This is a genomic window from Lachnospiraceae bacterium KGMB03038 (genome assembly GCA_007361935.1).
Taxonomy (GTDB): domain Bacteria; phylum Bacillota; class Clostridia; order Lachnospirales; family Lachnospiraceae; genus Massilistercora.
This window is the reverse complement of the sequence record CP041667.1, coordinates 97,345-117,036: the sequence shown is the minus strand read 5'-3', so window position 1 is coordinate 117,036 and position 19,692 is coordinate 97,345. Positions and strand designations below refer to the sequence as shown.

General features: G+C 45.3%; 18 protein-coding genes and 2 pseudogenes. 18 read left to right on the top strand and 2 right to left on the bottom strand.

Annotated elements, in window-relative coordinates; translation table 11 throughout:
- The first annotated feature begins 220 nt into the window (after positions 1 to 220).
- From trmB to FND36_00590, 5 genes are all read left to right on the top strand, one after another.
- A complete protein-coding gene (gene trmB, locus FND36_00610) occupies positions 221 to 910 on the top strand; it encodes a tRNA (guanosine(46)-N7)-methyltransferase TrmB (protein ID QDW72660.1) in 690 nt (229 codons plus the stop codon).
- Positions 911 to 938: 28 nt separating this feature from the next.
- On the top strand, positions 939 to 1,136 hold the full coding sequence (locus tag FND36_00605) for a hypothetical protein (protein QDW72659.1): 198 nt from the start codon (positions 939 to 941) through the stop codon (positions 1,134 to 1,136).
- 40 nt (positions 1,137 to 1,176) lie between these two features.
- On the top strand, positions 1,177 to 1,500 hold the full coding sequence (locus FND36_00600; GenBank protein ID QDW72658.1) for a thioredoxin: 324 nt from the start codon (positions 1,177 to 1,179) through the stop codon (positions 1,498 to 1,500).
- Between the two features lie 129 nt (positions 1,501 to 1,629).
- Positions 1,630 to 2,862: a DUF1002 domain-containing protein gene (locus tag FND36_00595; protein ID QDW72657.1), complete on the top strand. Its 1,233-nt coding sequence runs from the start codon at positions 1,630 to 1,632 to the stop codon at positions 2,860 to 2,862.
- A 100-nt stretch (positions 2,863 to 2,962) separates the two neighbouring features.
- Positions 2,963 to 4,210: an IS256 family transposase gene (locus FND36_00590; GenBank protein QDW72656.1), complete on the top strand. Its 1,248-nt coding sequence runs from the start codon at positions 2,963 to 2,965 to the stop codon at positions 4,208 to 4,210.
- Positions 4,211 to 4,435: 225 nt separating this feature from the next.
- Here FND36_00590 and glgB read toward each other — a convergent pair.
- Both glgB and FND36_00580 read right to left on the bottom strand, forming a co-directional pair.
- Positions 4,436 to 6,347, bottom strand: a pseudogene (gene glgB, locus FND36_00585) (1,4-alpha-glucan branching protein GlgB).
- A 110-nt stretch (positions 6,348 to 6,457) separates the two neighbouring features.
- Complete coding sequence (locus FND36_00580) at positions 6,458 to 9,328, bottom strand: hypothetical protein (GenBank protein ID QDW75499.1); 2,871 nt, start codon at positions 9,326 to 9,328, stop codon at positions 6,458 to 6,460.
- 443 nt (positions 9,329 to 9,771) lie between these two features.
- On the opposite strand from FND36_00580, the gene FND36_00575 reads away from it, so the two are divergent.
- From FND36_00575 to FND36_00515, 13 genes and pseudogenes are all read left to right on the top strand, one after another.
- Positions 9,772 to 12,816: an SrtB-anchored collagen-binding adhesin gene (locus FND36_00575; GenBank protein QDW72655.1), complete on the top strand. Its 3,045-nt coding sequence runs from the start codon at positions 9,772 to 9,774 to the stop codon at positions 12,814 to 12,816.
- A gap of 188 nt (positions 12,817 to 13,004) precedes the next feature.
- Positions 13,005 to 13,331: a DUF961 domain-containing protein gene (locus tag FND36_00570; GenBank protein QDW72654.1), complete on the top strand. Its 327-nt coding sequence runs from the start codon at positions 13,005 to 13,007 to the stop codon at positions 13,329 to 13,331.
- Between the two features lie 16 nt (positions 13,332 to 13,347).
- On the top strand, positions 13,348 to 13,734 hold the full coding sequence (locus tag FND36_00565) for a DUF961 domain-containing protein (protein QDW72653.1): 387 nt from the start codon (positions 13,348 to 13,350) through the stop codon (positions 13,732 to 13,734).
- A 113-nt stretch (positions 13,735 to 13,847) separates the two neighbouring features.
- A complete protein-coding gene (locus tag FND36_00560; protein QDW72652.1) occupies positions 13,848 to 14,453 on the top strand; it encodes a VanZ family protein in 606 nt (201 codons plus the stop codon).
- A 62-nt stretch (positions 14,454 to 14,515) separates the two neighbouring features.
- Positions 14,516 to 15,910: an ATP-binding protein gene (locus FND36_00555; protein QDW72651.1), complete on the top strand. Its 1,395-nt coding sequence runs from the start codon at positions 14,516 to 14,518 to the stop codon at positions 15,908 to 15,910.
- Positions 15,880 to 16,025: pseudogene (locus FND36_00550) on the top strand (conjugal transfer protein). Before FND36_00555 ends, FND36_00550 begins: the two are co-directional and overlap by 31 nt.
- 85 nt (positions 16,026 to 16,110) lie before the next feature.
- Positions 16,111 to 17,301, top strand: a complete 1,191-nt coding sequence (locus FND36_00545) for an XRE family transcriptional regulator (GenBank protein ID QDW75498.1) — start codon at positions 16,111 to 16,113, stop codon at positions 17,299 to 17,301.
- 15 nt (positions 17,302 to 17,316) lie between these two features.
- Positions 17,317 to 17,457 (top strand): DUF3789 domain-containing protein, encoded by a 141-nt coding sequence (locus FND36_00540; protein ID QDW72650.1) that lies wholly within the window; start codon positions 17,317 to 17,319, stop codon positions 17,455 to 17,457.
- Entirely contained in the window at positions 17,454 to 17,675 is a 222-nt protein-coding gene (locus FND36_00535) for a hypothetical protein (GenBank protein ID QDW72649.1), read from the top strand. The genes FND36_00540 and FND36_00535 overlap by 4 nt, the downstream gene beginning before the upstream one ends.
- 211 nt (positions 17,676 to 17,886) lie before the next feature.
- The gene (locus tag FND36_00530; GenBank protein ID QDW75497.1) at positions 17,887 to 18,324 is read left to right on the top strand and encodes a hypothetical protein; all 438 of its coding nucleotides are present in this window, start codon (positions 17,887 to 17,889) and stop codon (positions 18,322 to 18,324) included.
- A 98-nt stretch (positions 18,325 to 18,422) separates the two neighbouring features.
- A complete protein-coding gene (locus FND36_00525; protein ID QDW72648.1) occupies positions 18,423 to 18,659 on the top strand; it encodes a hypothetical protein in 237 nt (78 codons plus the stop codon).
- Positions 18,634 to 19,131, top strand: a complete 498-nt coding sequence (locus FND36_00520) for an antirestriction protein ArdA (protein QDW72647.1) — start codon at positions 18,634 to 18,636, stop codon at positions 19,129 to 19,131. Before FND36_00525 ends, FND36_00520 begins: the two co-directional genes overlap by 26 nt.
- A 17-nt stretch (positions 19,132 to 19,148) precedes the next feature.
- Entirely contained in the window at positions 19,149 to 19,652 is a 504-nt protein-coding gene (locus FND36_00515; protein ID QDW72646.1) for an antirestriction protein ArdA, read from the top strand.
- Positions 19,653 to 19,692: the final 40 nt, after the last annotated feature.

Below are 19,692 nucleotides of genomic sequence, written 5' to 3'. Positions count from 1 at the left end.
AGCACATTTTCTCATGTTATAATACATAATACACTTATTTTTTTAAATTTCCAGAGTAAATTTCCCCAAAAACAGAATTATTAGCAAAAACTTTACATAAAAAATAACCAAAAAAGACATGGTTTCCAAATCCTTGTCTTTTCGGCGTTTGATTTGACTTTTTCCTTTCCAGCCGCTAAACTAAGAGGCACAAAATCCCCGTATGAAAGGAGCCGTTTTTATGAGACTTCGAAATATCCCCCGCGCAGAAAGCGTGTTAGAAAATTCAGAAGATGTGATCAAGGATCCTGCCCGTTTCCAGGGCCGTTTCCGGCAGGATATCTTCCAGGAGCCCAATCCTCTCCATATCGAGATTGGGATGGGGAAGGGCCAGTTTCTCCTCACTTTGGCCGCAAGGAATCCTTCTGTTAATTATATTGGTATTGAACGATACTCCAGCGTCCTTCTCCGGCCGGTAGAAAAACTGGCGGCGCTGCGCGCCTCTAAAAGCGGCGCGCCTTCTAATCTTCGCTTTATCTGTATGGATGCGGCTGACATTACAGAAGTCTTCGGCCCAGGCGAAGTGGAACGGATCTATCTGAACTTTTCCGATCCCTGGCCCAAGGCGCGCCATGCCAGACGCCGCCTGACTTCAGCAGAATACCTGAAAAGATATGATAGAATCCTCGCCAGCGGCGGACAGATCGGGTTCAAAACGGATAACCGGGAGCTTTTTGAATTCTCACTGGAACAGATCCAGACTTCCTCCGTCTGGAATCTGGCGGACTGTACCTTCGACCTTCATCAAGATCCTGTCCTGTCCAAAGGGAATATTATGACAGAATACGAAGAAAAATTCTCTTCCATGGATCATCCTATCTGCAAATTGACCGCTCGGAGACAATCTGATCCCGCCCGCTGCATATATTAATAGTGAATCATTTGTCCCGGAGGCTGCTATGAGCAGAAAATGCGGAAAATCCTGGAAATATAAATTGTGTGGAATCGCATATCGAAAAAGGAAGTTTGCCCGTAAGTTTTCCTGTGTCAGGAATTCTATGAGAGAAGTCTATATGATACTAAATCCAGACTGCCATCACCAGGCAGGCTCCCATCATCACACGGAATCCCATCACCAGCGGGACTGCCGGCATTGACAGGAATTCCCTTCTCTGAGACAGGAGAGGTTGAATAAAAATGCTGCATTTAACAACGCAAAACTTTGAAATGGAAATAGCGCGCACCCCCTATCCATCCGTTGTCATGTTCTATGCCCTCTGGTGCGGAAAGTGCGCGATGATGAAACCGGTGGCTGAGGATGTGGCGGCCCGAAACCAGGGCCGCATCAAATTCTATGAGGTGGAAATTGATGAGTCCCCCCTTCTCGCCGCCAAGTATGGGGCGGATATCGTCCCCACTTTTGTGCTGTTTAAAAACGGAAAAGTCATCAAGACCATGAAAGGGATACTCAGTGAATCCGTCTTTGAACAGCGGCTACAAGAAATCTTCACAAATTGTTAAGTCGTTTTTCCTTTGCAAAAATTATTACTTATGATATAGTAGGTACGTACCTTTGGGCCGGAAGGTTCGTACCTTTCAGTCCAAAATAAGGAATAAACAATAAAGGAGGAATGGTGTTCCACCAGTCTTATGAAAAAATTTAGAAAAGTAGTACCATTTATATTGATAATGGCTCTTACCTGTGTCAGCATCCCTATGGCTGCCAAGGCGGACAGCGCCAAAGTAGTGACTCTGGGCGCTAATCTCTCGGAAGACCAGAAGAATTCCATGTATGAATACTTTGGAACTTCGGCTGATCAGGTAGAGACTATTGAAGTTACTAACGCGGACGAACGGGAATATATGGAAGGCATCGCCACAGAATCTCAGATTGGGACCCGGACCTACAGCTGTTCCTATGTAGAACCTACAGACAGCGGCGGTATCCAGGTAAAAGTTGCCAATCTTACCTTTGTCACCAGCTCCATGATCGCCAGCACTCTTCTTACATCCGGCATGGAGAATTGTAACGTCGTGGCCGCTTCTCCTATCGAAGTCTCCGGAACCGGAGCCTTAACGGGGATCATGATGGCTTATGAAACCGCCAGCGGAGAAGAATTAAGCGAAGAGCAGAAGGAAGCTGCTGTAGAAGAGCTCGTTACCACCGGCGACCTGGCAGACTCTGTTGGGCAGAAAGAAGCTGCTGATCTGATGAACGATGTCAAGCAGGACGTAATCGAAAATGGCCTGACGGAAGAAGGCGAAATCCAGGACTCCGTACAGGAAGCGGCCGACAGCTTAAGTATTACTCTCACGGATGAACAGATGGCCCAGATTGTCTCTCTTATGCAGACAATTTCTCAGTTTGATTATGACGTAAATGCTTTAAAAGATACACTGGATAACCTGGCCGGAAAGGACGATGGTTTCTTCGCGAATCTGTGGAATTCTATCACTAATTTCTTTACCGGCGGCGATAGCGACGGCGGCATCATTAACGATACCAACGATGAAATCCTTGGTGACAACGCTGTGATCGACAGCACGCTGGATTCCGTAAAGGATGCCGCGGAAAGCGCTGAAGGCGAAAGCTGGTGGGATAAAGTCGTCAACTTCTTCCAAGGATTATTTGGCGGGGATGACTCTGAAGAAACATCCACAGAAGAAAATAGCGAAACATCCGATACCGGCGATGAAGCAACCTCGCCGGACAGCGAAAGCAGCGATGACGCTTCCGCAGAAGAGAACACTCTGGATGACGGCTCCAGCGATAGCGGCTCCTCTTCAGAAGAAAGCTCTGAAGATGGCGGAAGCGCTTCTGATTCCTCACAGACTGAGGACAGCGGCACAGAAGAAAATACCGATGGAACAGTGAATGAGTAAATGAGTTATGAGATGAAACGGGAAAGGCGGGAGTATCCCAAAGTTTGTGTAAACCTTCAAACTGATGTAAGATAGACTTACCAGTTTGGAGGTTTATTTTATGGCAAGGAAAAAGGATACCCCACAAAAAGCAGCCCTTCGAGAAATGATGGGCAACTACATGAAAGAAAACAATGTTAAAGTCAAAGATGGGACAGATGTTAACTCTATCATGCGGGACATGATGTCCATCATTCTGGAAGGTGTTCTGGACCAGGAGATGGACGAGGACTTAGGTTATTCTAAGTATGATTATCGTAACAAGGAAACGGATAATTCCAGAAATGGACATTCTCAGAAAACAATGCATACCAGCTATGGAGACATGGAAATCGACATCCCCAGGGACAGGAAAGGCGAGTTTGAACCGCAGATTGTCAAGAAATACCAGAATACTGTCACTCAGGACATGGAGGAAAAGATCATCTCTATGTATGCCAAAGGAATGACCACGAATGATATTGAAAGCCATATGCGTGAACTATACGACATCGAAATCTCTGACAGCACCATCAGCCGAATCACTGATAAGATCCTTCCCATTGTGAAAGAATGGCAGGAAAGGCCATTGGAAGAGATTTATGCCGTGGTTTTCATGGACGCCATCCATTACCATGTGCGCAATGAAGGCCGGATTGTAAAACGTGCGGTTTATATCGCCATTGGGATTGACATGGAAGGACATAAAGACGTGCTTGGCATGTATGTGGGCCAAAACGAAAGCGCGAAATTCTGGCTTTCCATTTTGAACGGGCTAAGGAACCGCGGGGTAGAAGATATCCTGATTGCATGTGTGGATGGGCTGACAGGATTTCCTCAGGCAATTGAGGCGGTATTTCCCCAGACAGAAATCCAGCAATGCATCATTCATCAGATTCGGAATACAACGAAGTTCGTTTCCTATAAGGAACTCAAGCCCCTGATGGCTGATCTGAAACGTGTATATGCGGCTCCAACAGAAGAAATCGCATTAGCAGAGCTGGACAGCTTTGATGACAAATGGAGCGGAAAATACCCGAAAATAGCGAAATCCTGGAAAGATAACTGGGTGAATCTTTCGACTTATTTTAAGTACCCGGAAGCGGTCCGCTGTCTGATCTATACTACCAATGCAATTGAGGGATTTAATCGCCAGCTCCGGAAAGTCACAAAATCCAAGACAGTGTTTCCTTCCGATGAGAGCCTTTTAAAAATGCTGTATTTGGCCATGATGGATATCACGAAAAAATGGACAGGCCACCGACAGGATTGGGGACAGATCCATTCGCAGCTGGAGATATTTTTTGAAGAACGATTATCTGGATTATAAGCCGTTTCTGTGGTCAAGCAGGGCTGGCCAAGCCAGCTCTGCTTGACATGTCTGGAAACTGCATTATAATACAAGCAGGGGCAGGACCTCAAAAAATCGGCTCTGCCCAAAGTAACTAATAACATATCTTATATCAGTTTTTTTAGTTTACACAAAACTTGAAACGGTCTCGGAAAGGCGGCCAATTGGCCGCCTTTCCCGTTCGTCTTATTGATAGACACTATTTTAAAACTCAAACACCGCTACTCCATACGGAGGCAGCTTATACCCAAAGGAGTATGGCCTTCCGTCACATTCCTTTTTCTCCGCCTTATAGATCAGCGGCCGCTTCTCTCCATTCCCGCCATACTTTTCCTCATCGCTGTTTAAGATCAGCTTATACTGTTTTCTTCTTGGAACGCCTACCCTGTAATCCGGCCGCTCCACCGGAGTAAAGTTGCATACAAAGAGAAGATTCCTCTTCCCGCCTTTAGAGTGGCGCATAAAGCTGAATATACTGCGGTATCCGTCATCCGCGTTGATCCACTCAAATCCCTCCCAGGACTGATCCATTTCATACATCGCTTTGTGCCGTTTATAGATATGCAGCAGATCTCTTACCCAATTTTGGATAGCCTGATGCTCCTTCTCCGCAAGAAGATACCAGTCAAGTTCTCTCTCTTCGCTCCATTCTCTAAGCTGGGCAAATTCTTGTCCCATAAACAGAAGCTTTTTCCCCGCATGTCCCATCATAAAAGCGTAACCCACTTTCAGATTAGCGTATTTATCAAATCCAAGTCCCGGCATCTTATTTAACATGGAGCATTTCAGATGCACTACTTCATCATGTGACAAAACCAAAACATAATTTTCACTGTAGGCATAGCTCATTGCAAATGTCATCAGATTATGATTATCTTTCCGGAAATAGGGATCCAGCTTCATGTATTCTGTAAAATCATGCATCCAGCCCATATTCCATTTCAGGCTGAAGCCTAAACCATCATCTTCCACATTCCCAGTCACTTTCGGCCAGGCAGTGGATTCCTCCGCGATCATCAATGCTCCCGGATTCCTTCCAAGGACAACGGAGTTCAGGTGTTTGAAGAAGTCGATCGCCTCCAAATTTTTATTTTCGCCATACTTATTGGCAACCCACTGTCCGTCCTGCTTTCCATAATCCAGATAGAGCATTGACGCGACCGCGTCTACCCGAAGTCCATCCACATGGAAATGCTCAATCCAGAACAGCGCATTGGAGATTAGGAAATTTCTCACCTCATTTTTCCCATAATCGAAGATTTTTGTTCCCCAATCCGGATGCTCGCCCTTTCTCGGATCCGCGTATTCATAGGTCGGGGTCCCGTCAAAATCCGCAAGACCATGCGCATCTCTTGGGAAATGAGCTGGAACCCAATCCAGGATCACTCCGATCTTATTCCGGTGCAGGTAATTGATCATCCACGCGAAATCTTCCGGCGTCCCATACCTGGAGGTCGGCGCGTAATATCCCGTCACCTGATATCCCCAGGAACCATCAAAAGGATGTTCCGCAACTCCGATGATCTCAATATGGGTATACCCCATATCTTTTACGTATTTCGCGATTTCTTTCGCGAATTCCCGATAGTTGTAAAACCCTTCGTCCTCACGGCCTGGATGGCGTTTCCAGGAACCGATGTGCACTTCGTAGATAGACATCGGTTCTCTCGTATGATCCCAGGATTTCCTCTGCTCCATCCACTGTATATCCGACCATTTTAAATGCTCGATATCTGTGACTTTGGAAGCCGTTCCGGGTCTTAACTCCGCATAATTTGCAAAAGGATCCGCTTTAAATATATAGTCTCCCGTATAAGTCTCGATGCAGTATTTATACAGAGTGTTCTCCCTTACTCCCGGAATAAAACATGTATAAATCCCCAGCGGCTCCTCTCTCTCCATAGGATTGACTTCCATGTTCCACTCGTTAAAGTCTCCCACTACAGAAACCGCCTTTGCGTGCGGCGCCCAGACAGCAAAATATACTCCCGTTTTTTTTCCCATCGGAAACAATATGAGATCCCAGCTTTTTATAAATCTCATAATGATTCCCTTGTCCAAAAAGGTACTGGTCAAGTTCTCCGATTTCATAGGGTCGTTTCCTTCTCTTTGACATATTTTCACCCTCTTATGTTCCATGATAATTTACACTTATTATACTTTACAGCGTCGCAAAAAGAAAGGGTTTTGGCAAATCTTATCTGCCAAAACCCCGTCATCACCTTATTAAATTTTGAAATCTTCTTCTTTTAGTATGATTCTGTCTGAAGCATCTGTACTCTTTCCAAATACCCTTCTTGCAAGATGTTTTACATTTGCTTTCTGGGAATGGGCGATCGCTTCATCCATAATCTCTTTTACCTCAGCGACAGAAACCGCGTGGTCTTCTCTCTGCATAACATCAATCCTGCTGTACAATGCCAGGATTCCCATCTCATCCAGCTTGTAACCATTTTCTTTCGCGTAGGTCTGGCCGAATGTTACCAGCTCATCATTAATAAATACCGGAAGTTCCAGTTTTGAAGTAAACTTTTTCTTAAAGTCCGGATTCGCGGTCAGGATTCTCTCCAGCGGTTTCCTCTGGTCTTCCAGAACAAACAGCATTTCTCCTGTCTTTCTCTCCATTAAGTGGTTCAGCTCTTTGATCGTTCTAGAATTCAGCTTCCCGGCTTTCTCAATAATGATCGCTCCGCCTTTCAGCTTCTGGATAATATTCGTCAATTCTTTCTTATTCAAAGATTCACCTGTAACAATCGCAACTTTTCCCTGTCTCAGGTTTCGCTGTTTTTGGATCGCTTTCACAATATCTACCGCAAGAACGGTCTTTCCGGAGCCTTTTCTTCCCACTACCAACAGATTTCCCGTCTTAGAGGTCCCTTCTCTTCTGGCTCGCCGGTCATTATCCAGCACTTCGACGATCTGCTCGCTCATTCCTCTGACTGGGACAAAATAGGAGAACAGCTTCTTCTGCTCCTCTGTTAATCCGGCTTTAAGTCCAATCTCGCTGGTAGCGCTCAAGTCATAGCGCCCAGTAACGACAAAACCTGTGTCAAATGGAACTCCGCCGCCTTTTGATTTCTTGATCCTGCGCTGGATCTCTTCTTCTGAGGGTTCCTCAATCTCAAGCGGCTCTTCCGGCGTTTCTTTTACCTCAAAATCGTCATCAAAGAAGTCATCTTTATCAAAATCGGCTTCTTCAAAATCTTCGTCTTCCAAGTCGGCTTCTTCAAAGTCGTCTTCATCGCCATAATCCTCGTCCTCGAATTCTTCCTCCTCGTAGTCGGCCTCTTCGTAGTCCTCGTCCTCGAATTCTTCCTCCTCGTAGTCAGCCTCTTCGTAGTCCTCGTCCTCGAATTCTTCCTCCTCGTAGTCGGCCTCTTCGTAGTCCTCGTCCTCGAATTCTTCCTCCTCGTAATCAGCCTCTTCGTAGTCCTCGTCCTCGAATTCTTCCTCCTCGTAGTCGGCTTCTTCGTAGTCCTCGTAATCGGATTCCGCAAAATCACCCTCGCTGTCGAGATCAGCCACTTCGTAGTCAGATTCCTCGTCTTCAAATTCATCCTCAGCGGTTGCTAATTCCAGCTCTTCTTCTATATCAAAGGAATCATCCTCCGGATCATCTTCCTCGGCCCGCGCCACACGGCTTTCCAGCTGATCCACCAATTCCATGATATCGTCTGGCAGACGCTGTGTTTTTCCGTCCGGCACCTTATTGGCCGCTTCTTCTTCCGCCGCCTTCCGGGCTGCATCCGCTTCCGCTGCCTTCCTTATCGCCGCTTCTTCTTCCGCCGCCTTCCGGGCTGCTTCTTCTTCCGCCGCCTTCCGGGCCGCTTCTTCTTCCGCCGCTTTCCGAGCCGCTTCTTCTTCCGCCGCTTTCCGAGCCGCTTCTTCTTCCGCCGCCTTCCGGGCTGCTTCCGCCTCCGCTGCCTTCCTCTCTACTTCCAAACGTTCTGCTTCCTGGCGCTTTTTCGCTTCTTCTCTCTCTTTTCTTAACCTTTCGTCATCTTTTTGTTTCTGCTTTTCAATAGCTTCTGCGTTAGCCTTCTGCTTTTCTTCCCATTCTTGCAGAATCTCCTCAATTTTCATCTGTCCGCCGATACGAAGCTCTTCATCTTTTTCTGCCATTGCTTTTTCTTCAATATTGATACTATTTGCAATAGCAACGCCATTGGCAAGCGCTTCTTCTAGTGTTGCTCCCTTCACCATTCGCTTGATCGGCGCTTGTTTTTCTTCTGTCTGTACAGCTTTTTCCGCGCCTTCACTGACGTCCTCCGCGGGTTCTTCTTTCCCTTCTTCCATACTCAATGCGGTTTCTTCCAAGGTCTCCTTTGCAGCTTCAAAATCTTCTGATGTTTCAGCAGAAACACTCTCCCCCGCTGCCGCTGTCTCTTGCGCAGTCTCATCTGCTGACTTCTCTTCCTCGCTTTTAACCTCTTCTGCCCTTACATAATTCTGTGTCTCACCTCTTCGGAACGCGTTTTCTTCCGGCGCGGTCCTCTTTAACGGCTTCCGAATCTTAGGCGCTCCCGGTCTGCTGTCATACTTTTCCTGCTGAAGCGGAGTAAGAGGCTTATATTTCATTTTCAATTCCATCGCCTGATAGACATACTTTCCTTCACTAAACCAGAGAATCAGGTCGTCACATTCTTCCAGACACTTCGCTGTCATTCCGGCTTCATGATACAGATTAGCTAACTCATAGGCCCATTTTTCGACATACTCCGCCTTTTTGAAGTCTTCCAGCGCTGCGATCTGTTCTGTTAATGGCGCTTTTTGGGCTTTCAAAATCTTATATTTCAAAATATACTGATTGGGATCTTTCGGCGCCGCCTTTACAAATTCCTCATAACAATCCGACGCTTCCTCAATATCATTGATCTTCAACGCGAGAAGCCCCAGCCGGTAAATAATCTTTCTGCTTCCCGGAGCACGGTCAAATGCCATAAACAAAACATCTCTGCTTTTCTGGAATTCTCCGCACAATTCGTAAATCTCGCTGACTGTATTCAGCATAGAAGTGCTTTTTACCCGTCTCCAATCTATGGTATCCGCAATCTCCATCGCTTTTTTGTATTGCTTTTTCTCCATGTGTCCGAGCATCTGCTCTGTTTTTACCCGATATTCATATTTATCCAAGTCTCTCACCTCAAAAATATTCTTTATAGACAAAATTCCTATAATTTCACTGATATCAGTGTATCATAATGGAATAGCTGTTGTCAAAATATACGGGTAATAATGTAACTTTTTCCAATAAAAACAACTAAAAATCTGATTGTCCGCTAAAACACTGTACTTATCAGCACATTCAAGGATTGAAATACTTCAAATTACTACGATTTTACTACCATTGAATGAGCCTTGATACGTTAGAAATCCCAGATATGCAAAGATATGGTACAGCACATCAGTATTGAAAAGATTAAAATTGAATATCGCAAGTAGATTATGGAACGCCGATATTGACGTTCCTTTTCTATTACCAGCCGTTCAGAAATGGACGGCTTTTTCTATATCCAAACGAAAGGAGAATTTTAAAAGCTATGAAAAAGATATTGAAGCGATTAGCCACAGGCTTCCTTGCCTTTGCGACTATCGTTACCGCTTTGCCGACAACGGCAGTCCACGCTTCCGAGAAGCAATATTGGACAGAAAGTGCAGAGCGTGTCGGTATCGTTGAAAAAGTAATGAATGACGGTTCTATCGGTTCGACATTCAATGAGGGACACATGACCGTTGAGGGCGAGGACGCTTTCTGCGTGGATATTAACACCAACTTCCGCAACGGTTATAAGACCAGAGCCGACGCAAGCACACGCATGAGCTACGACCAGATTTCAGATGTTGCCCTCTCAATCGAGTATGTTAATCAGTATGTGCAGAGCCACAGCGGATTGAGCAGTCAGCATATCTATCTTTTGAAACAGTGCGTCGTATGGCAGAGATTGAGCGTTCATCTTGGCTGGCAATGCGATAACGTCAGAGCTTCCTATGATGAAATCTCAAAAGCCGTACAGGACGAAGTTTACGCTGGGGCGAAAGCCTTTGCCAGCGAGAACAAGGGACGCTATGAATGTGGCGGTTATATCTACTCTGGCGAGGGACAGGACATTGGACAGTTCTGGGCGAAACTTGCCGTAGGAAATGCCACCCTTAAAAAGACTTCCAGTAATGCCAGCATTACCGACGGAAACGGGCTTTACTCTATCGCTGGTGCGACATATGGTGTCTATTCTGATAAGGACTGTACGAAACAGCTTGCCACCCTTACGACTGATAACAGCGGAAATACTGATACCGTGGAAGTAAAGGCTGGAACAGTCTACATCAAAGAGCTTTCTGCTCCTGCTGGTTATAAGGTGGACAACACTGTCTATTCCTTAAATGTGGAAGCTGGCAAGACAGCGACACTCAATGTATCAGATACGCCAAAGGTCACAGACACCCTTATCGAGCTTTTCAAGATTGACATGGAAACACAGAAAGACGCTCCACAGGGCGACGCTTCCTTAGAGGGTGCGGAGTTCACATGGAAATTCTATGCGGGACACTATACCGCTGACAATCTCCCTAGTGAGCCTACAAAAACATGGGTGACAAAGACAATCGCTGAAAAGGACAGCGACGGCACTATCCATTATGTTTCCCGCCTTTCTGATGAATACAAGGTATCTGGGGACAGCTTCTATACACAGGGCGGAAAGAACGTGCTTCCTTTAGGAACGCTGACCGTTGAGGAAACGAAAGCACCTAACGGCTATCTTCTTGACGGTGCATATATGCAGACTGACGGAAGCGAGGAACAGATTAAAGGAATGTACCTTACACAGATTACCGAGGACGGCGACATTGCCGTACTGTCTGGAAGCAATCAGTACCATGTATCAGACAAGGTTATCCGTGGCGGTGTAAAAATCCAGAAAAGAGATTTAGAAACCAGCGATACCAAAGGTCAAGGAAGTGCGACTTTGAAAGACGCTGAATTTGAAATCATTTCTCTGAATGACAACGCTGTACTTGTCGAGGGGAAACTTTACAGCAAGAATGAAGTGGTAAAGACAATCCTTACCGACATTGAGGGCGTGGCTTCTACTTCTGCCGACCTGTTACCTTACGGAAAATACCGTATCGAGGAAAGCAAAGCTCCAGAGGGCTATCTGACGGACGGTGCAGAACCGATTGAATTTGAAATCACAGAGGACGGAAAAATCGTTGACCTTACAGGGACAGACACATCAATCTACAATCAAGTGAAGCGTGGCGACCTAGAGGGTGTCAAGATTGGTGCTGGCACACACCAACGTCTTGCGGGAGTTCCGTTTAGGATCACAAGCAAGACCACAGGTGAGAGCCACATTATCGTAACTGATGATAACGGGCAGTTCTCCACTTCTTCCGACTGGGCTTCCCATAAGAACAACACCAACGCAGGAAAGACCAGCGAGGACGGTATCTGGTTTGGAACAAGCGAGCCAGACGACAGCAAAGGTGCTTTGATTTACGATACCTATATCATTGAGGAATTACGCTGTGAGAGCAACAAGGGCTTTGAGCTTATCCCACCTTTTGAAATCGTGGTGTCCAGAAACAATGTGACCGTTGACTTAGGGACGCTTACTGATGAATACGAGAAAGAAATCTCTATCCATACCACAGCCACAGGCAAGGACGGCGAGAAATCTATCGTGGCAGGTAAAAAGGTAACAATCGTTGACACGGTTACGCTTGATGGGCTGGAAAAAGGCACAAAGTATCAGTTGAAAGGCTGGCAGATGTTGAAAGAGGAAAATGCCGAGCTTCTTATTGACGGTCAGCGTGTAGAGAACAGCTACACCTTTACTGCTGATGATGAAGAAATGAAAGTGGAAATTTCCTATACATTCAATGCGTCTGATTTAGGTGGCAAGAACCTTGTAACTTTTGAGGAACTTTACGACCTTTCCAATGAGGACGAGCCTGTAAAGGTGGCTGAACACAAGGACATTGACGACGAGGGACAGACTGTGCTTATCACAGAGCGTATCATCTCTATCCATACCACAGCGACCAGCGAGGACGGAAAGAAAGAGATTGAAGCTGGAAAAGACGTGACAATCATTGATACCGTTACTCTTGACGGCTTGGAAATCGGCACAAAGTATCAGCTCAAAGGCTGGCAGATGATTAAGGACGAAAATGCAGAACTTATCATCAATGGTGAACGTGTCGAGAATGACTATACCTTTACTGCCGACAGTGAAAGCATGGAAGTCCAGATTGCCTTTACATTCGACGCTTCCGAGCTTGGCGGGAAAGAACTTGTGACCTTTGAGGAATTATACGATTTGAGCAATCCAGATGAACCGACTAAGGTTACAGAGCATAAGGACATTGAGGACGACGGGCAGACGGTGACAATCACAGAAGTACCAGAAACACCGGAAGAACCAACAGAACCGGAACAGCCGACCACACCAGATACACCGAACAAGACAACAGACGCTCCAAAGACAGGCGATAATACAAACATTGCCTTATTCTTAGGGCTTCTTGTTCTCTCTGGTGCAGGCGTGGCAGGAACATATTTCTTCAAGCGTAGACGTTCATAATCGAATGGTCTGCTTATGATGAAGAAATCACGTTCCCCGCCGTATGTACTTATAACAGGAAATGAAAATTTAAACTGTTCCTTTTCTGTTAATCTGCTTGCGGATTGACGGAAAAGAACAGTCCACTAGGGGCGTGGGGAGTGTAGCTCCCCACATATTAATCACAGAAAGAAATGAGGTATGAACACATGAAATTGAAATATATCGTGCCTAACATGGCACAGACTTTTGGTAACTTGGAGTTTGCAGGAGAAAATGACGTGGAGCAACAGCGTGTCAATGGTCGCTTTGTCCCCGTAACGAGAAGTTATAACCTGTATTCCGACATTCAGAGAGCCGACGACATTATCGTGGTGCTTCCCGCAAAGACTGGGGAGAAGCGTTTCAAGTATGAGCAGAAAGTCAAGCTCGTCAATCCTAAGATTACCGCCGAGGGAAAGAACGTGCGAGGTCGTGGCTACACAAACTATATCTTAACGGCTGATGATATGCTTCCAGTCGAGGAAAGTAAGTAAAGGGGGATAACAGATTATGAGATTAGCGAATGGAATTGTGTTAGATAAGGAAAAGACGTTTGGAGTGCTGAAATTCTCTGCACTTAGACATGAAGTGCGAGTGGAGAATGAGGACGGGACGACCAGCGAGGAAATCAAGCGTAGAACCTATGATTTGAAGTGCAGTCAGCAGGAACGCACGATACAGGTATCTATCCCAGCGGAAATCCCTGTCAAGGACTACCCGTACAATGCCGAGGTGGAGCTTATCAATCCTGTTGCCGATACGGTGGCAAACGCCAACTACCGAGGGGCAGACGTGGAATGGTACATCAAGGCAGACGACATTGTACTGAAAAATAAAGGCGGTCAGCCCGCAGGCAATCCACAGAACCATGCTCCGCAGGGACAGGCGAAGAAATAATTTTATTCCCCTGCTTCTTAGGAAAATTTAAGAAAGAATTTCATGTTTTTTAGAAATTCTTTCAAATATATGTGGTACACTTAGCTTGACAATGCAAGAAAGGAGTGGGGGAAATGCTTTTAATGTTAATTATTCCAATTATTTTAACCGTAGCCCCAGTAATGGTATATCAAACAGTCATGTTACTAGGTAAGAAAAAGTCTACATCTACACATTATGTATGGACATATATTATGATGATTTATATATGGCTTGTTATTTCTGTTACTGGAATAGGCTCTATATGGGATATGATTTCAAAAGGTGGGTTGATAGCTACTTTTCAACAGGCTAATATTAGTTTGATACCTTTTCAATCAGAGGGTATGTTCACATATTGTATGAACGTAATCATGCTTATGCCTTTAGGTTTCTTACTTCCTTATATTTGGAAGAACTTTAGAAATCCTTTGAAAGTAGCTTTAACAGGTTTTTCATTTTCTATCTTTATTGAATTTGCACAGTTACCAACTAACAGGTTAGTGGATATTGATGATTTAATGATGAATACATTAGGTGCAATTTTAGGCTATGTAGTATGGAAAATGATAGGAAAATATTTTTTCAATAAGAAAGAAGAACAACGCACTACTTCATTGGGAAAATGTGAGCCTGTTATTTATTTATCTTTAGCCTGTATCTGTAATTTCCTGTTATATAATTGGACATGGTTTTTTTAAGTTTTAGAAGCAGTTAATCTATATGATTGACTGCTTTTCTTATATTCAGAAAAGAGGTATATATGAACATTTTGAAATATAAAGGACATCGTATCAGAGCCAGCGACAAGTACCTTGTGTACCGTTTCTGTGGGGGTACGCTCCTGCTCCTGTTCGTGGCGGTTCTTCTGCTACTGAACTTGGGACAGCTTATGCGTACCGATTGGGAGCATTTCAGCCTGCTTGATAATGGCGTGACGCTTTCTATATACAACTTCATAACCGTAGGGATAGCGACTGGTGTTTGTGCATTGGTCGCTTTCCTTTATTACCACTTTCGCTATGACAGCTTCAAGAAGCTATTACACCGTCAAAAGCTCTCTCGCATGATACTGGATAACAAGTGGTATGAAGCCCAGACCGTACAGGACAGCGGTTTTTTCACTGACCTGCAGAGCAGATCAAGGGAAAAAATCATCTGGTTTCCTAAAATCTATTATCAAATGGAAACGGGCTTGCTCCATATCCGCTGTGAAATCTCTTTGGGAAAGTATCAAGATAAACTCCTTAGATTGGAAGATAAGCTGGAAAGCGGGCTTTACTGTGAGCTGACCGACAAGACGCTCCATGACGGCTATATCGAATACACCCTGCTCTATGACATGATAGCGAACCGTATCACGATTGACGAAGTAAAGGCTGAAAACGGGGGTTTGCGTCTGATGAAGAACCTCACATGGGAATACGACGCACTCCCTCACGCTCTTATCTGTGGTGGGACTGGCGGTGGAAAGACCTATTTCCTGCTGACAATCATTGAAGCCCTCTTGCAGACCAACGCCCAGCTTTACATCTTAGACCCAAAGAACGCCGACCTTGCGGACTTGGGTACGGTCATGGATAACGTGTACCATACCAAAGAAGATATGATAGAGTGCGTCAATGCGTTCTATGAGGGCATGGTACAGCGAAGCGAGGAAATGAAGCACCACCCAGACTATAAGACGGGCGAGAATTATGCCTATCTGGGCTTACCGCCCTGCTTCCTTATCTTTGACGAGTATGTGGCGTTCTTGGAAATGCTGGGGACAAAGGAAAGCATGAGCCTACTTAGCCAGCTAAAGAAAATCGTCATGCTTGGCAGACAGGCGGGCTATTTCCTCATTGTCGCCTGCCAGCGTCCCGACGCAAAGTATTTTTCAGACGGTATCAGAGATAACTTCAACTTTCGTGTGGGCTTGGGACGTATCAGTGAGCTGGGCTACGGTATGCTTTTCGGAAGCGACGTAAAGAAGCAGTTCTTCCAGAAGCGTATCAAAGGGCGTGGCTATTGTGACGTGGGTACGAGCGTCATATCAGAGTTTTACACTCCCCTTGTACCAAAGGGGCATGATTTTTTACAGACTATCGGCTCACTCGTCCTCACAAGGCAGGACGGGACGGCGACGTGCGAAGCGAAAGGCGACGGAACGGACTAGCCTTGCTGGTGTGGCGTCAGCCACGCCAGCGAAAGAAGCCCCTCGGTATCTAACAGAGGGGCACAATTCCGCTGGAAACTACGGTCAAAAACTCTGGAAATCCCGCTTGGCATAAGGGTTTTCGCTCACTCATGGCTGACTGTGACAATCGGCGGAAAATATCACAGATTTCTAAAAATACACGATTGGGGGTATGCAGGCTGAATGAAAGCACCTTTATAACCGCCTTGAAAGAGAAACGTCAATCTTATGGCGTGTCCCAGACAAGGCTTGCAATCATGGCTGGTATCAGCCGTGAACATTTGAACCGTATCGAAGCGGGAAAGGTAACGCTCACGGACGATATGCAGGACAAGCTCATGGAAGCGGTCGAGAAATTCAATCCCGACGCTCCCATGTTCCTGCTGTTCGACTATGTGCGTATCCGTTTCCCCACGCTGGATATACAGCACGTTATCAAAGATATATTGAAGCTCAATGTTGACTATATGCTCCATGAGGACTACGGACACTACAAATATACAGAGCATTACTATCTGGGTGATGTGTTCGTCTACACCTCGCAGGACGAGGAAAAAGGCACGCTTCTGGAACTGAAAGGAAAAGGCTGTCGCCAGTTTGAAAGCTATCTGCTGGCACAGGGGCGTAGCTGGTATGACTTCCTCATAGACGCACTCATTGAGGGCGGTGTGATGAAACGCCTTGACCTTGCGATTAACGACAGGGCGGGCATACTGGATATTCCAGATCTGACCGCCAAATGCAACCGTGAGGAATGTGTTTCCCTGTTCCGCTCTTTCAAGTCCTATGCTTCTGGCGAGCTGGTGAAGCACAACGAGCAGGACAAGGCGGGCATGGGACACACGCTGTATATCGGCTCTCTGAAAAGCGAGGTGTACTTCTGCTGTTATGAGAAAAACTACGAACAGTACGCAAAGCTGGGAATACCGATTGAGGAAGCACCGATAAAGAACCGCTTCGAGATACGATTGAAAGATGAAAGAGCCTATTATGCCGTTCGTGAACTGCTGACCCATTATGACGCAGAACAGACGGCATTTTCTATCATCAATCACTATATCCGCTTCGTGGACAGAGAACCGGAGAAGCGAAAGACAGACTGGAAGCTCAATGACCGCTGGGCGTGGTTTATCGGAAAAGACCGACCGCCTGTCAAGCTGACGACAGACCCAGAGCCTTACACATTGGAAAGGACGCTGGGCTGGATAAGCCGACAGGTCGCCCCTACGCTGAAAATGCTGAAAAAGATAGACGCTGGCAACAGCACAAGCTATCTGAAAGAGATTGAGGACAACGCAAAGCTGACGGAAAAGCACTTGCAGATAATCAAACAGCAGACAGCGAACACAGAGGAGCTTATTACAGAATAAAGGAGAATTGAGATTATGGCAGAACTTGTCAAGGACTTGGTGCTGGTATCGCTGGGAATGGGTATCGGTGTCGTCCTTATGTGTATCGCACAGGTCAGTAAAATGGCTGATGAGGAAATGGAAGAAATCAAGAAAGAAAGGATTGATAAAGAATGAATTTCGGACAGAATTTGTACAACTGGTTTTTAAGCAACGCACAGAGCCTTGTGTTAATGGCAATCGTGGTAATCGGTATCTACTTAGGATTTAAGAGAGAGTTTTCTAAGTTAATCGGCTTCCTTGTGATTGCCTTAATCGCTGTCGGGCTGGTATTCAATGCAGGCGGTGTCAAGGACGTGCTGTTAGAGCTGTTCAACCGTATCATTGGAGCGTAACAATCAGCAGTTTGCGGTCAAGCAAACTTACCTATCCCCCTATGGGAGTTCGGGCATAGGGGGAATGAAAGGGGGTGACGGAATGGTATTCAGATAAAAGATAGTCACGCTATGAATTTCATTGAATGGTTGAATTTCAACTGATATAATGTGAGTATAGAAATCAACAAATTGGAATTTTGAAGGTGGTAATTTGGAAAAAGCAAATAAGATGAAAAATACTTGTATTATATTTCAGATGTTACTTTTGATGTGGTTTTTCCTTGATATGATAGGAGTTTCCTTCGGGAACAAGAGTTTAGTTACGCAGTCATATAAAGAGGATGGAGTATTTTTTCTGATTTATCTTGTTACAGTCATATTGTTTATTGTGAAAGTTCAAATTGGAAAGTGGTTTGTTGCTGTTTGGACTTCTTTATGGTTTATAATTCAATTTTTATGTCATGAATGGTATAGTATTTTTAATAGTGGCATTATGGGCAGTATAGAAGGAAAAATAGAATACTTTTCAGGAACACTTCAATGGATAAGGATTGAGGGAAAATACATACCAGATGTTTATCATACAATACTACATATTCTCATCTTACTAACTCTAATCAGCACAATTATCTATATTGCAAAAAGTAAGAAAAAAACGAGGGTATAAATCCTAATTTAACAATTTCATATCCCGACACAAAGCGGTTACTCCTTTGGAGATCAACCGCTTTTTTCTATACTCAAATTTCAGATTGGAGTGATTGATTGAAAGATATTTTTACCGATATGCAGGCAAAAATCGGCTGTCCGTATCTCTCCGACCTGCCCTACTACAAGCGTGCGGTCTGGTTTGAGATGAAACGCCTTTGCCTGTCTGACTACCCTAAGAAACAGTTAGAAGATTTTTCACGCTATGTATTCGGTGTGCCTTATACCGTCATACAGGAAGCGTTACAAAGAAAGGACGTGATGAAACATGGAAGAAATGCGTGTGCAGATTGAAGCAAGAGAACCAACAGACGGAGAAATCAGAGCCTTTTGGTTCACCCTGCCTATCGACACAGAACAGGTGGAAGAACTGCTGGGGATTGATGTAGATACGGACTATTACTCTATCACGGGCAAGGAGCTTCCCTTTGCTGATGAAGTGCAGGAAGATACCACCATTGAAAAACTCGACGACCTGTACCATACCTATGAAAGCCTACCCTCTGACTTGAAAGAGGACTACGGGGAGCTGATGTGCTATTTCACCGACCTTGACGAACTGCACCGATACAGAAACGATATTATCCACTATTCATGGTGTAAGAACATGACGGACGTTGCCCGCCACATTCTGAACAATGACCCAGACTTTACTTCCCTAAGTGAGAATGTTATCCGTTATTTCGATTATGAAGCCTACGGGCAGTACCTTGACGACAACGGACGCTTTGTGGAAACCGACCACGGTATCTATGAGCTTCCATAGAAAAGAGGTGTGTGCCTGTGGTGGACGACATGAGGGTGTATATCGCTAATCTTGGCAAGTACAACGAGGGTGAACTTGTCGGGGACTGGTTCTCTTTCCCTATCGACGAGGAAGATGTTGCGGAGCGTATCGGGCTGAACAGCTATTATGAGGAATACGCTGTCCACGATACCGACAACTTCCCTATTGAAATCGGGGAGTATATCTCCATTGAAGAACTCAACGAGATGTACGACATGATTTGTGAGCTTCCCGACTATATCACGGACGCTCTGGACGAGTTTGTTTCCCACTATGGAAGTCTGGAAGAAGTCTACGAACACAAGGACGACATTTATTTCTATCCAGACTGTGAGGACATGACCGACATTGCCTATTACTTCATTGACGAGTTACAAGTGCTGGGCGAGATACCGCTACCGTTGCAGAACTATATCGACTATGAAGCATACGGCAGGGACTTATCCATAGAGGGGACATTCATTGAAACAAGCCGAGGAATATGCGAGATACCATATTAGAGCTGGCAGATCAGCGACAGATTAAGTCGCTACTGTCAGC

What these genes read in the sequence shown, in the direction of transcription:
- FND36_00605 (QDW72659.1), top strand. Translation starts at nt 939, where the DNA reads ATGAGCAGAAAATGCGGAAAATCCTGGAAATATAAATTGTGTGGAATC.
- FND36_00560 (QDW72652.1), top strand. Translation starts at nt 13,848, where the DNA reads ATGCTTTTAATGTTAATTATTCCAATTATTTTAACCGTAGCCCCAGTA.
- FND36_00535 (QDW72649.1), top strand. Translation starts at nt 17,454, where the DNA reads ATGAATTTCGGACAGAATTTGTACAACTGGTTTTTAAGCAACGCACAG.
- FND36_00540 (QDW72650.1), top strand. Translation starts at nt 17,317, where the DNA reads ATGGCAGAACTTGTCAAGGACTTGGTGCTGGTATCGCTGGGAATGGGT.
- FND36_00600 (QDW72658.1), top strand. Translation starts at nt 1,177, where the DNA reads ATGCTGCATTTAACAACGCAAAACTTTGAAATGGAAATAGCGCGCACC.
- FND36_00570 (QDW72654.1), top strand. Translation starts at nt 13,005, where the DNA reads ATGAAATTGAAATATATCGTGCCTAACATGGCACAGACTTTTGGTAAC.
- FND36_00530 (QDW75497.1), top strand. Translation starts at nt 17,887, where the DNA reads ATGAAAAATACTTGTATTATATTTCAGATGTTACTTTTGATGTGGTTT.
- FND36_00555 (QDW72651.1), top strand. Translation starts at nt 14,516, where the DNA reads ATGAACATTTTGAAATATAAAGGACATCGTATCAGAGCCAGCGACAAG.
- trmB (QDW72660.1), top strand. Translation starts at nt 221, where the DNA reads ATGAGACTTCGAAATATCCCCCGCGCAGAAAGCGTGTTAGAAAATTCA.
- FND36_00580 (QDW75499.1), bottom strand. Translation starts at nt 9,328, where the DNA reads ATGCTCGGACACATGGAGAAAAAGCAATACAAAAAAGCGATGGAGATT.
- FND36_00590 (QDW72656.1), top strand. Translation starts at nt 2,963, where the DNA reads ATGGCAAGGAAAAAGGATACCCCACAAAAAGCAGCCCTTCGAGAAATG.
- FND36_00565 (QDW72653.1), top strand. Translation starts at nt 13,348, where the DNA reads ATGAGATTAGCGAATGGAATTGTGTTAGATAAGGAAAAGACGTTTGGA.
- FND36_00520 (QDW72647.1), top strand. Translation starts at nt 18,634, where the DNA reads ATGGAAGAAATGCGTGTGCAGATTGAAGCAAGAGAACCAACAGACGGA.
- FND36_00595 (QDW72657.1), top strand. Translation starts at nt 1,630, where the DNA reads ATGAAAAAATTTAGAAAAGTAGTACCATTTATATTGATAATGGCTCTT.
- FND36_00575 (QDW72655.1), top strand. Translation starts at nt 9,772, where the DNA reads ATGAAAAAGATATTGAAGCGATTAGCCACAGGCTTCCTTGCCTTTGCG.